This is a genomic window from Methylobacterium sp. Leaf85, from assembly GCF_001422125.1.
GTDB classification, from domain to species: Bacteria; Pseudomonadota; Alphaproteobacteria; order Rhizobiales; family Beijerinckiaceae; genus Methylobacterium; species Methylobacterium bullatum.
Genome location: NZ_LMME01000005.1, coordinates 179,149 through 191,258, shown reverse-complemented (window position 1 = coordinate 191,258; position 12,110 = coordinate 179,149). Strand labels below are relative to the sequence as shown.

Annotated in this window: 11 protein-coding genes and 2 pseudogenes; 9 read left to right on the top strand and 4 right to left on the bottom strand. The window is 69.6% G+C overall.

The window, feature by feature from the left end:
* Positions 1-2 precede the first annotated feature (2 nt).
* Positions 3-1,496 carry a siroheme synthase CysG gene (cysG, locus tag ASF08_RS05790; protein WP_056142429.1) on the top strand — a complete coding sequence of 498 codons (1,494 nt, stop codon included), beginning with the start codon at positions 3-5 and terminating at the stop codon, positions 1,494-1,496.
* A gap of 9 nt (positions 1,497-1,505) precedes the next feature.
* Here the strand turns inward: cysG and ASF08_RS05785 are convergent, their stop codons facing one another.
* Positions 1,506-1,988 (bottom strand): hypothetical protein, encoded by a 483-nt coding sequence (locus ASF08_RS05785; protein WP_056142426.1) that lies wholly within the window; start codon positions 1,986-1,988, stop codon positions 1,506-1,508.
* Between the two features lie 76 nt (positions 1,989-2,064).
* On the bottom strand, positions 2,065-2,967 hold the full coding sequence (locus tag ASF08_RS05780) for an acyl-CoA desaturase (RefSeq protein ID WP_056142424.1): 903 nt from the start codon (positions 2,965-2,967) through the stop codon (positions 2,065-2,067).
* Between the two features lie 102 nt (positions 2,968-3,069).
* Here ASF08_RS05780 and ASF08_RS05775 point away from each other — a divergent pair, with 102 nt between their 5' ends.
* The 3 genes from ASF08_RS05775 to ASF08_RS05765 all read left to right on the top strand — a co-directional run bounded on the left by ASF08_RS05775 (position 3,070) and on the right by ASF08_RS05765 (position 5,348).
* Positions 3,070-3,393, top strand: coding sequence for a metalloregulator ArsR/SmtB family transcription factor (locus ASF08_RS05775; RefSeq protein ID WP_018044078.1), 324 nt, complete (start codon positions 3,070-3,072; stop codon positions 3,391-3,393).
* Between the two features lie 144 nt (positions 3,394-3,537).
* Positions 3,538-4,653 carry a D-alanyl-D-alanine-carboxypeptidase/endopeptidase AmpH gene (ampH, locus tag ASF08_RS05770; RefSeq protein WP_056142422.1) on the top strand — a complete coding sequence of 372 codons (1,116 nt, stop codon included), beginning with the start codon at positions 3,538-3,540 and terminating at the stop codon, positions 4,651-4,653.
* A gap of 116 nt (positions 4,654-4,769) precedes the next feature.
* Entirely contained in the window at positions 4,770-5,348 is a 579-nt protein-coding gene (locus ASF08_RS05765; RefSeq protein ID WP_056142564.1) for an SCO family protein, read from the top strand.
* 4 nt (positions 5,349-5,352) lie between these two features.
* On the opposite strand, the gene ASF08_RS05760 is transcribed toward ASF08_RS05765, so the two are convergent.
* A complete protein-coding gene (locus ASF08_RS05760) occupies positions 5,353-7,221 on the bottom strand; it encodes a glycosyltransferase family 2 protein (protein WP_156629471.1) in 1,869 nt (622 codons plus the stop codon).
* Positions 7,222-7,265: 44 nt separating this feature from the next.
* Between ASF08_RS05760 and ASF08_RS05755 the strand changes: the two genes are divergently transcribed.
* Positions 7,266-8,207, top strand: coding sequence for a transporter substrate-binding domain-containing protein (locus tag ASF08_RS05755; protein ID WP_422395341.1), 942 nt, complete (start codon positions 7,266-7,268; stop codon positions 8,205-8,207).
* 31 nt (positions 8,208-8,238) lie between these two features.
* On the opposite strand, the gene ASF08_RS05750 is transcribed toward ASF08_RS05755, so the two are convergent.
* A complete protein-coding gene (locus tag ASF08_RS05750) occupies positions 8,239-9,309 on the bottom strand; it encodes an NAD(P)H-dependent flavin oxidoreductase (RefSeq protein WP_056142418.1) in 1,071 nt (356 codons plus the stop codon).
* Between the two features lie 249 nt (positions 9,310-9,558).
* On the opposite strand from ASF08_RS05750, the pseudogene ASF08_RS05745 reads away from it, so the two are divergent.
* The 4 genes and pseudogenes from ASF08_RS05745 to uraH (ASF08_RS05735) form a co-directional block, all read left to right on the top strand.
* Positions 9,559-10,728, top strand: a pseudogene (locus tag ASF08_RS05745) (MFS transporter); the annotation flags it as partial.
* A 1-nt stretch (position 10,729) separates the two neighbouring features.
* A pseudogene (locus ASF08_RS25440) lies at positions 10,730-11,059 on the top strand (MFS transporter); the annotation flags it as partial.
* A 46-nt stretch (positions 11,060-11,105) separates the two neighbouring features.
* Positions 11,106-11,642 (top strand): hydroxyisourate hydrolase, encoded by a 537-nt coding sequence (gene uraH, locus ASF08_RS05740; RefSeq protein ID WP_056142415.1) that lies wholly within the window; start codon positions 11,106-11,108, stop codon positions 11,640-11,642.
* A gap of 51 nt (positions 11,643-11,693) precedes the next feature.
* Positions 11,694-12,047, top strand: a complete 354-nt coding sequence (gene uraH, locus ASF08_RS05735; RefSeq protein ID WP_056142413.1) for a hydroxyisourate hydrolase — start codon at positions 11,694-11,696, stop codon at positions 12,045-12,047.
* Positions 12,048-12,110 lie beyond the last annotated feature (63 nt).

Here is a 12,110-nt window from a genome sequence, read left to right as displayed (position 1 = left end):
GGATGAGCACGCCCCGCCAGCCCCGGGAAACCCGACCCGCCGGAATCGCCGCCCGTGAGGGCGCCGGACATGCCGGTCTCGAACCGTTGGCGGTCCTGCCGGTCTTCGTGCCGCTGCAGGGCAAGCGCGCGGTGCTGGCCGGGTCCAATGGCGGTGCGCCGTGGAAGGTGAAGCTGCTCGCCGCCGCCGGGGCGGATGTGGACGTCTATGCCCCCGAGCCCAGCGACGAGCTGCGCGCGGTGCCGGGCGAGATCGTCGCCGGCAGCGTCACCCTGCACGAGCGCCAATGGCAGCCCGCCGACCTCCAGGGCTCGGCCTTCTGCATCGGCGCCATGGAGGACGAGGCCGATTGCATCGCCTTCGTGGCCGCGGCGCGGGCGACCGGAGCGATCGTCAACGCCGTCGACCGGCCGCATCTCTGCGACGTGAAGTTCGGCGCCATCGTCAACCGCTCGCCCATGGTGGTGGGCATCTCCACGGAGGGCGCGGCTCCGGTCTTCGGGCAGACCGTGCGCGCCCGGATCGAGGGCATGCTCCCGCGTGGGTTCAAGGCCTGGATCGGCGCCGCCCGCGACTGGCGCGAGGAGGTCACCTCCCGCTTCCACGCCTTCTCCGACCGCCGCGCCTTCTGGGAGCGCTTCACGGATCGCGCCTTCGCCGAGCCGGACCGGACACCCACCGAGGCGGATCTGGCCGAACTCCTCGGCCAGACGGAGGTGGCCCCCAAGGGCGGGGCGGTGACGCTCGTCGGCTCGGGGCCGGGCGATGCCGAACTCCTGACGCTGAAGGCCCTGCGGGCGCTCCGCAACGCCGACGTGATCCTCTACGACGACCTCGTGGCGCCCGAGATCCTCGATTATGCCCGCCGCGAGGCGCGCACCATGCTGGTGGGCAAGACCGGGCACGGCCCCTCCTGCCGCCAGGACGACATCAACGCGCTGATGGTGCAGCTCGCCAAATCCGGCAAGCAGGTGGTGCGCCTCAAATCCGGCGACCCCCTGGTCTTCGGCCGGGCCGGCGAGGAGATCGACGCCTGCCATCAGGCCGGCATCCCCGTGAGCGTAGTGCCGGGCATCTCGGCGGCGCAGGGGGCGGCCGCGTCGCTGGGCGTCTCCTTGACCAACCGCGACTCGGCGCGACGCCTGCAATTCGTCACCGGCCACGACCGCCGCGGCACCCTGCCGTCGGACCTGAACTGGGGCGCGCTCGCCGATCCGAGCGTCACCACCGTGGTCTACATGCCGAAGAAGACCCTGCGCGAGTTGCTCGACCGCGCTGTCGCCGAGGGTCTGGCACCGGCCACCCCCGCGCTCCTCGTCTTCAACGCCACGCGCCCCAACCAAGCCGTCGTGTCCGGCACAGCCGCCGATCTGGCGGACCGGGTGGAGGCATCCGGCTACGATGGGCCGGCCTTGCTGATGGTGGGCGAGGCTTTGCGGCGACAGGGGGCCGCCCTGGTGGACGAGACCGGGGAACGGGACCAGATCGCCGTGTGACAGGGTTCGTCACACCGGAGGCGTCCGCTTTTGCGGCACCGACAAGCCATAGAATGCGAGGCCCGACACGAGGGGCCCCAACAGGAAGAGCAGGTTTTCCGCCGACCCCATGGCGGCGGCGAGCCGTTGGAGAAATCCCTGCGGCCTGGAGGCGGATTCCGTCATCAGGACGAGGACGAGACAGGCGAACAGCCATACCGCGACCGGCGAGCCGAGGCTCCATGGCAGGAGATGCCGCTCGATTGACGGCCGGAAGATCGCCCCCGCGAAAATCGCGATGAGGATCAACGGCCCGGCAAAGAGAAGTCCGGCCACCATCAGGGCCATCGTTCTGCCGAGGCCCCTCGACAGGGCTCGGGCCATCGTCTCCGTCGCGGCCCCATCCGGCAAGGCCGGCCAGAGCAGCATCTGAATGACCAGAACCGATCCGACGAGGCCGATGATGCCCGCCAAGGCGACGCGCAGGGTGATCGGCCAGGAGGCGGATGACATGATCGTGTTCCTTTCGTCGGCCGAGGCAGCGAGGAGATCGCGGTGATCCGGAGCGGGCGGGCTCCGGGGGATGGGTTCAAACCGTGACGCGGCGCAATCCCTCCCTCGGCGTCAGGTCGCCCGGCTGCTTGAGCCCCCACACCAGACCGAGCCGGCGCATCGCGAGCAGCACCCACCAACCCGGATCGTGCTGACCCGGCTCGATGCCGAGGCGAGCGGAGTCCGGCCAGGCATGGTGGTTGCCGTGCCAGGCCTCGCCGAAGGTGACGAGGGAGGCCGCCGGCAGGTCGTGTCCCTGCACCGCGACACCATCCACCGTCCAGCCCTGCGGCCCACACCGGTGGGTCAGGTGGCCGACGAGCCAGTGCCCGGTGAGGCTCACGGCGATCCGCACGGGAATGCCCCAGACCAGCCACGGCATGCCGCCGAGCGCGTAGAACAGGATCGCCCACGGGATCTGCTGCGCCATCCAGCTCGCCTCCAGCCAACGCAGGAAGCCATCGCGGGCGATCCTGTCCTCCGGCACGAAGCGGGGCGGGTGGGTGAGATCGAGGCGGCAATGCATCTGCCACCACGCGTCACGTAGAAACGGTGCGCGGTGGGCATGGAGATCGTGGCACGAGGCCTGGCGCTGCGCCCAGTCCCGGGTGTCGTGGAGCCGTACCATGCCGAGCGGTCCCGCCATGCCGACCAGCGTGCCGAGATAGACCAGCACCCGCTCCACCCAGAGCGGCGCCGACAGGCTGCGATGGATCAGGAGCCGGTGCAGGCCGATGGAGTGCCCGAGACAGAGGGTGACTGCGCTGCTGGCGAGGAAGAGCAGCACCGCACCGGGCGTGACGAAGATCGGCGCCAGGGAGACAGCCGCCAACGTCATGCCACCGGTCCAGAGCGAGCGGGACGGCGCCCAGCGGACCCGCCCTTCCGTGGCGGAGGTATCCGGTCCCGCAATGAGGCGGGGTGTCGAGAGAAGCGTCATGCGGGCCTCCAATTATTAGGCACTTACCTAATTATATCAGCGACCAGTTTGTCAATCGTTAGCTCATCGCCTAAATGTTCGGTGAAGTGAGGCACCGATCCCATGCAGCGCGTCTTCGAGGCCCTGGCATCCCCAGTGCGACGGAAAATCCTCGCCTATCTTGCGCATGCCGAGTTGAGCGCGGGCGACATCGCCTCGCGCTTCGAGATGTCGAAACCGTCGATCTCGCAGCACCTGTCGATCCTGGAAAATGCCGGCCTGGTGGCGAGCGAGAAGCGCGGGCAGTTCGTGTTCTACCGGCAGGTGGAGGACAATCTCGCCAACACACTCGCCGGCTTCGTGCAGGAGGTCTGCCCCGTCGGCCGCCCGCTCCGGCGCGAGAGCGCCACCCTGGCCGGCGACCGTGGGAAGGGCGGGGAGGGCTGAGATCGGACGTCCCGTCGCGGCGACTCGCCTCCGGACGGCGTGAACGATCAAACACCTGTGAATCGACCCGGCGGCGCCACCCGCCCGATGGGCTTGCACCACGTCCAATGCGTGTAGAGTTCCGCCCAGAATCGGAGCCGCGCCGTGATCAAGCGATTCGCTGTCCTCGCCCTTGCCCTGTCGCTCGCGACGACGACACGAGCAGCCAGCGCCGACGATCCGGTGATCGCGGCGGCGACGGACTTGACCGGTGACGTCCTGTTCCTCGAATCCGGCGCGCCCGGCATGATCCTGGTGGTCGTGCGCGGGGACGGGACCTTCATCCGCGGCTACGGTGAGACCGAGAAGGGCAACGGCATCACGCCCGATGGAACGAGCCTCGTGCGGCTCAACTCCATCACCAAGGTCTTCACCACGGAGGTGCTGGCCTCCCTCGCCACGGAGAGGAAGCTCTCCCTCGCCGATCCGCTGCAGAGCTTCGCGCCGGAGGCGAAGGTTCCCGCTTTCGAAGGGCGGCCCATCACCCTTCTCGATCTGGCGACCTATTCGGGCGCCCTGCCACGCGAGATGGGACACGCCCCCGAAGGCACGAACCCTCGCGCCTGGCCGACCCGCGACGACCGCTGGTCCTGGCTGGGCAACTACACGCTGCCCTGGGCTCCCGGCACCGTCACGTCCTACTCGAATGTGGGGTTCGACCTCCTGGCCGATGCCGTCGGCGCGGCGGGGCGCGCACCCTATTCCCAATTGCTGCGCAGCCACGTCACCACGCCGCTGGGAATGGCCGATACGGGACTGTCACCGACGCCGGAGCAATGCGCGCGGCTGATGATCGGCGCGGGCCTCGGCGGCCCGGCCACCTGCGTCGACACCCAGGCGACGGGCGGAAGCGGCGGCCTCTACAGCACCGGCAACGACATGGCGCGCTGGCTCCGGCACAACGTCACCGCCACGAGCGGCGCGCTCGCCCTGAGCCACGCGGTCTACCGCCAACGCCAATCGATGCCGGCAGCGATCGGCTTCGACGAAGCCTCGCCCATGGCGGGCCTCGCCCTCGGCTGGGTGGCCCTGGCGGCCAAGGGGAACGAACCGGCGTTGCTGGCCAAGAGCGGGGGAGGCGCCGGCTTCATGAGCTACGTCGCCTTCGCGCCGGGGCGCGATGTCGGGGTTTTCGTCGTCATCAACAGCATCGATTTCGCGGCGTTCTCCGCCTTGACCAGCACGACCCACAAGCTGATCGCCGCCCTCGCGACCCGCTGACACGGGCGGTGAAGCCGGTTCAACGGCGCCCCCCCGGCGACACATTGACGGTTGCCCGCATCCCCGGCCCATGCTCTTGCCGCAGCGTCCCTCCGGAACCGGCTTGAAGGCTCCCCATGCGTCGCGCCCTTCCCCTCATCCTCTTCGCCCTCGGCCTCGTGGCGCTCGGCGTCGCCGCCACCGTGATGCTCGTGCCGAAGGCCGGGCAGGTGGCGACCAGCAGCGTCGGCGGCCCCTTCACCCTCACCGACCAGAACGGACGGCGCGTCACCGAGCGCGATTTCGCCGGGGCGACCCATCTCGTCTTCTTCGGCTTCACCCATTGCCCCGACGTCTGCCCGACCACGCTGCAGCAGATCGGTGACGTGCTGCAGGCGCTGGGCCCCAAGGGCAAGGACACGAAGGCGCTGTTCATCGCGGTCGATCCCGAGCGCGACACGCCCGAGGCCCTGAAGACCTACCTCGCCAGTTTCGATCCCCGCATCGTCGGCCTCACCGGCTCGCCGGAGGAGGTCGCCGCGGCCGTGAAGGCCTACCGCGCCTATGTCCGCAAGGTGCCGACCAAGGGAGACGATTACACGATGGAGCACACGGCGCTCGTCTACATTATGGATGGCCGGAACCGCTTCGTGAACGCCCTCAACCTGATGAAACCCGCCGACCAGGCGGCGGCGGAACTCGCCAAGGCGCTGTAACGCGTCATCGCGGCGGGTGCGGTGTCAGCGCCCCGCTGCGCGAGGTGCGGGACAGGCCGTGCTCGGTCTTGTTCCAGCGGTCGGGCGCAAGGATCAGTTCGATCACCCCGCGCCAGGCGGCGAGGCTGACGAGCAGGAAATAGGCCGGTAGCAGGGGCACGAAGGGGACGAGATCGTGCCAGCCCCGGCGCCGGCAGCCGATATAGGCCGGCAGCAGCATCGCCACGAAGCCCGAGACGAGCACCGTGATCGCGGCGCCCGTCGGCAGGTTCGACCAGAAATCGCTCCCCGGCTCGATCTGGCTGGGCCAGAGGGAGACCAGAGCCGGCAGCATCAGAAACGGATAGGCCAGAGCCGAGGCCACCGTGCCGGGGATGAGGGCGATGGCGCATAGGCTCGCCAGGGGGCCGAGTTCGCGGAACGTGACCAGGGGGGTGCGGCCATGGGTGAGGCTGGTCTGGAGGAAGCCCTTCATCCAGCGGGTGCGCTGGTTGAGCCAAGCCTTGTAGCGGGCCGGCGCCTCCTCGATCGTGTTGCTCGGCAGGTCGCCGACATCGTAGCCGGCCCGTGCCAGCCGCAGGCCGAGATCGGCATCCTCGGTGACGTTCCAGGCATCCCATCCACACACGGCGCGCAGGATGTGGGTTCGGAAATGGGTGGAGGTCCCACCCAGCGGCGTCGGCAGCCGCCATGCGGCCAGCGCCGGGCCGAGGACGTCGAACAGAGCCGTGTATTCGAGGGCGAAGCACCGGGTCAGCCAGGAGTCGCGGGCATTGTCGATGACGAGGCGGCCCTGCAGGCAGGCGGTGCGCGGGGAGGCGCGGGCGAAGGCCTCAGCGGCCGCCCGCAACTGGCCGGGATCGGGCACGTCCTCCGCGTCGTAGACCACGAGGCAGCTTCCCCTTGCCAGGGGCAGGGCGGCGTTGAGGGCGCGCGGCTTGGTCCTCGGCAGCCCCGGCGGCACGACGACGACCTCCACATGTGCCGGCAGGGTGAGGCATGCGAGCGCCCCCGCCGTGGCGGCATCGTCGGCTTCCGTGAGGAGCTTGATGTCGAGCTTCGCCACCGGGTAATCGAACCGCGTCAACGCCTCCATCAAGCGCGGCACCACCGCCGCCTCCCGGTAGAGGGCGACGAACACCGTGTAGACCGGCAGGTCGACGTCTGACATCCTTTGCCCGGTCGTGTCCTCCGGCGCGATCCTGCCGGTCGGGCCGATGGCGGCCACGCGAAAGGTGAGCAGGACGAGAAATCCGACCTGCACCAGGACCCAGGCCGCCGTGATGAGGAACGCCGGCAGGCAGGCCAGGGCGAAGAGGAACGCGCCGAAGACGAGGCCCGCCAGCGCAAGGAGCGGCGCCACCGGAACGGCGTTGTAGGCCCAGTCCGGCCTCCGCCTGAGGAGGTCGTCCGAGGCATGGGCCGCGACTCCCACCGAGCGCTGGGCGAAGATCGCGTGGCGCAGGGCCGTCGGGGTGGTGATCGCCGGCATCAGACCGGTGGGGCTGCGTCCCTGCAGCAATTCGACGAAGGCGCGTCCCCGCGGCGCATAGACGAAGGCCGCCCCCGTCCCCGGATCGAGGGGCGCCACACCTGCGACCAAACTGTCGGGAAACCGCGCCCCGGCGCCGAGGGGCAGGGGCGCGCCGAGATAGCGCGCGCCGAGGGTGAGGGCGAGGGCGCGGTAGAAGCGTTCCTCGTCCATCAGCCCGGACTGGATCAGGGCGGTGGCGGCATCGGTGCCGCTCGCCCGCGCCAGGGCGGCGGCCTTCGCCAGCAGCATCGGGGAGGCGGCGTGGCTCAGGAGAAACGCGATCTCCGGCGGCAATGCCACCGTTTCGCCGCGCAGGCTCCTGAAACCGAGGATCGACACCGGAACCGGCTCCCCGAGGCCCGGGAACGTGATAGGGGAGAGCCGTGAGCCAGACGATTCCCGCGCACAACCAGTGCGCCACAGATACAACCACACCGTCAAGCCGCCTCGCCTGGTGTGCCGCCGCTTTGCTGGTGATGGCGCTGTTCTCGGCTTGGCCGGCGGCAGCGCAAGACTCGACAGCGCACGATACGGCCTCGCGGGACACGGCCTCGCCGAGCGTGACGATCCCGAATTTCTGGAATCCGCGCAGCCGGCTCGAACGGATCGAGGCGCCGCAGACGGCGCGCGCCGTCCGCTTCCTCACCGACGACGAGTTCCCGCCCCTGCATTTCGCCGGCCCGGACGGCGCACCCACCGGCTTCGTGGTGGAACTCGTCCGGGCGGTCTGCGAGCGCCTGTCGCTCAACTGCACGATCCAGGCGCGGCGGTTCGATACGCTGCTCGACGCCCTGGCCGACCGGCAGGGCGATGTGGTCGCGGCCGCGATCCCGCTCACCCCGACCCTGCGCAGCCGATTCCTCGCCACCCGTCCGTATTTCCGCTGGCCGGCGCGCTTCGCGGCCCGCACGGACAAGGGCCTGCCCGCCCCCTCGGCCAAGGCGCTGGCCGGCAAGTCCGTCGGCATCGTCGGGGCAAGCGCCCATGCGGCCTATCTGAAGGCGTTCTTCCCCCAGGCGGAGGCGCGCGAGTTCACCGACCTCGCCACCGCCGAAGGGGCGCTCCGGCGCGGCGATGTGGATTACGTCTTCGCCGACGGGCTCAACCTCGCCCTGTGGATCGGCGGCATCGATTCCTCGAATTGCTGCGCGCTGGTGGGCGGCGACTACTTGGAGAACCGCTATTTCGGCGAGGGCATCGGCCTCGTCACCCGACGCGAGGACACGGCCCTCTCGCGCGCCCTCGACGAAGCCCTCCAACGGCTCTGGGACGAGGGGAAATACGCCGAGCTGTACCTGCGGTTCTTCCCCGTCAGTCCGTTCTGACTCGCCGGCCCATGCCTATCGGGCAGCCGGGCTAGCCGCGGGCCTGCAAGATCCCGCGCGCCTCCTCCGCCAGTTGTAGGGTCAATTCCGCCGCCCCCGTTTCCCGCGCCAGAGCCGCCGCCTGTCCCGACCAGAGCGGCGAGAAGTCGCCCGAGCCTGCAGCCTCCGCGCGCTGGCGCAGGGGCTGGAGCGCCACGGCGGCGGAGGGAAAGGCCGGCGCGTCGGCGCTCACCGGGCCGAGCTCCGCCAAAGCACGGTTGACGAGACCTCGGGCGGGACGGCCCGTGAAGACGTTGGTGAGCGCGGTATCCTCGTCGCGGGCGGCCCGTAGCGCCGCGAGATGGACGGCGGAGATGCCGGCCTCCGGGCAGAGGAGATAGGCCGTGCCGATCTGGACGGCGGACGCGCCGAGCATGAGCGCCGCGGCGATCCCGCGCGCATCGGCGACGCCGCCCGCCGCGATGACGGGCACGCGCACCGCGTCCACCACCTGCGGCACCAGGGAGAAGGTGCCGACCTGGGACTCCACCGCATCGGTGAGGAACATGCCGCGATGGCCCCCGGCATCGGCCCCTTGGGCGATGATCGCGTCCACGCCGCGCTCTTCGAGCCAGCGGGCCTCGCGCACCGTGGTGGCGGAGGAGACGACGAGACAGCCCGCCTCCCTGACGCGGCGGAGGAGGGCGGCCTCGGGGAGCCCGAAATGGAAGCTGACCACCACCGGGCGCAGATCCTCCACGACGGCGCACATCGCCTCGTCGAAGGGCGCACGGTTGGCCATGGCGACGGGCGCTGCGGGGTCGAGGCCAAGCTCGCGGTAATAGGGCGTCACGCGCTGGAGCCATGCGGCCTCGCGGGCCGGATCGGCGGCGGCCGGCGTGTGGCAGAAGAAATTCAGATTGTACGGACGATCCGTGCTCCGGCGGATCGCCGCGACCTCGCTGCCTACCTGCTCGGCGTTCAGGGCGGCGCAGGCCAGCGACCCGAGGGCGCCGGTGGTGGAGACGGCGGTCGTGAGCCGGCCCCGAGGCCCGACCATCGGTGCCTGGACGATGGGATGATCCAGACCGACGAGATCGAGGAAACGTCTGTCGGGCCACATGGCATGGTCTCCTTGGCAAGGCGTCGATCACCGTCTGTCTACACCATCGAAGCGCGATGGTTTCCGGTTGGCTCCGCATCCCGTGAGGAACGCGATGGAAAGCCTCGCTCGGGGTGGATAACCCCGCTCGCAGACGAGTTTCGCGGCCCGTCCGGATGTCGGATCGCGCGGGAACATGGTCCAACTATTGCTGGTGTTTCGGCGAGGTTTGCATCGGCGCCGATGGTGTGACGGACCTCGAGGCGATCCATGGCGATCCGGTCATATCCCGTTCCCGATGCGTCATCGACCCGGCCTCGTCCGTCGCTCGACGCGGCTTACCGCCGGATTACCTGGCGCCTGCTGCCGTTCCTGATGGCGCTCTGGATCCTGTCCTGGATCGACCGCGTCAATATCGGCTTTGCCAAGCTGCAGATGCTGTCCGATCTCAAATTCAGCGAGACGGTCTACGGCATCGGCGCGGGCATCTTCTTCATCGGCTACTTCCTCTGCGAGGTGCCGAGCAATCTGCTGTTGGAATATATCGGCGCCCGCAAGACCATCGCGCGGATCACCTTCCTCTGGGGCGCCTGCTGCGTGGCGATGATGTTCGTCACCACACCGGCCTTCTTCTACGTGCTGCGCTTCCTGCTCGGAGTGTTCGAGGCCGGCTTCTATCCGGGCGTGATCCTGTATCTCACCTACTGGTACCCCAGTGAGCGGCGGGCGAAGGTGTTCGGGCTGTTCATGTCGGCATCGGCGATCGCCGGAGTGATCGGCGGGCCGCTGGCCGGGGCGATCCTCACCGGCATGGACGGCGTGAACGGCTGGGCCGGCTGGCAATGGGTGTTCCTGCTGGAGGGCATCCCGTCGATCCTCGCAGGGTTCGTCACGCTCCTCTACCTGACCGACCGCCCCGCCAAGGCCACCTGGCTGACGCCGGAGCAGCGGGCGCTGATCGAGGCGGATCTCGGCCGCGACGCCGAGGCCCTCGGCCCGCGCGAACACCGCATCCTCGCCTCCTTGAAGGATGTCCGGGTCTGGCAGTGCATCGCGATCTTCTTCTGCATCATCATGGCGAACTCGGCCCTGACCTTCTTCGGGCCGAGCGTGGTACGCGATGCCGGCTTCACCGATCCGCTCACCGTCGGCTGGATCATGTCGGCGGCCTATCTGTGCGGCGGCATCGGGATGATCCTCAACGGGCGCCATTCCGATCGCACCAGCGAGGCGCGCCTGCATTGCGGCATACCGGCGACGATCGGAGCGCTGGCCATCACCCTCGTCGGTTTCCTGGTCCCGTCGAGCCCGGTTCTGGCCATGCTGGCGCTCGCCGCGGCGATCGTCGGCACGATGAGCGCGATCCCCGTCTTCTGGCAGATCCCCGGGCGGTTCCTGGCAGGCTCGGCCGCCGCGGCCGGCATCAGATCGGAAGAGCACNCCGGTTCTGGCCATGCTGGCGCTCGCCGCGGCGATCGTCGGCACGATGAGCGCGATCCCCGTCTTCTGGCAGATCCCCGGGCGGTTCCTGGCAGGCTCGGCCGCCGCGGCCGGCATCGCCCTGATCAATTCGGTGGCCAACCTCGCAGGCTTCGGCGCCCCCGCCCTCATGGGTTACCTGCGCGAGCATACCGGCTCCGCCTCCGCCGGCCTGTGGCTGGTCGCGGCCTTCGAACTCGCGACGATCGTCCTGATCCTCGCCTTCGTCCCACCCGCCACCCCGGCGCTGGAGCGCCGGGCCGCCGCCCGCGCCGCCCATGAGCCGGCCTGACCCCGCCCCCGGCAGCGCCGGGACCGGCCCTCTGCAGGAGACAACGTTGAACCACCCCCCTGAGCGACCCGACCTCACGCGCCGCAGCCTCGTCGGCGCCGGCCTCGCCGGACTCGGTCTCGGCGGCACGGTCGCCGCCACCGGCACGGTGCTGGCCCAGGGCGCGCCCGCCCCGGCTCCTGCACAGCCGGGCGCCCTGACCACCGGCCCGACGATGCAATCGGGCCTCGGCCCACGCCTCACCATGCACGCCATCGACAATTTCCACGGCACACCGGGCGCGGGCATGGTCTGCGACCTCTCCGTGCGCGATGGCGACACCTACCGGCCGCTCAAGACGATCACGACGGGAGCCAACGGCCGCTCGCCCGAGCCGCTCCTCATCGACGACGCCCTGAAGACCGGGCGCTACGAGTTGCTGATGCATGTGGAGGAATACTTCGCCCGGATCGGCGTGGCGCTGCCGAGCCCGAACTTCCTCGGCCTCGTGCCGATCCGCTTCCACATCCGCGACGCGAGCCAGCGCTACCACCTGCCGATCCTGTTCACGCCCTGGGGCTACTCGTACTATCGCGGCAGCTGAGAGCCCCGACCGTCCGCAACCGCTTACCCACGACACGATCCGAGAGACCCGATGGCCGGCATCACGACACATATCCTCGACTCGGAGCGCGGGCGCCCCGCGCCCGGCGTGCGCATCGACTTCTCGGTGATGGAGGAGGGGCGCTGGCGCCTCGTGAAGAGTGTCGTCACCAATGCCGACGGGCGCACCGACTCACCGATCCTGCCGGCGGCCGAGGCGAAGATCGGCCAGTACCAGCTCGAATTCTTCATCGACGGCTATCTCAAGAGCCGGCCCGGGTTAAGCGAGGCGGACATCTTCGTGGACAACCCGGTGGTGCGGTTCGCGGTCTTCGACGCCAAGCAGCATTACCACGTGCCGATGCTGTGCACGCCCGGCAATTGCACGACCTATCGCGGGAGCTAACCGCCGCCGGAAACGGGCCGAGATTTACGGCCCGATCAGGAATCGGATTGCATAAGAGGAGGG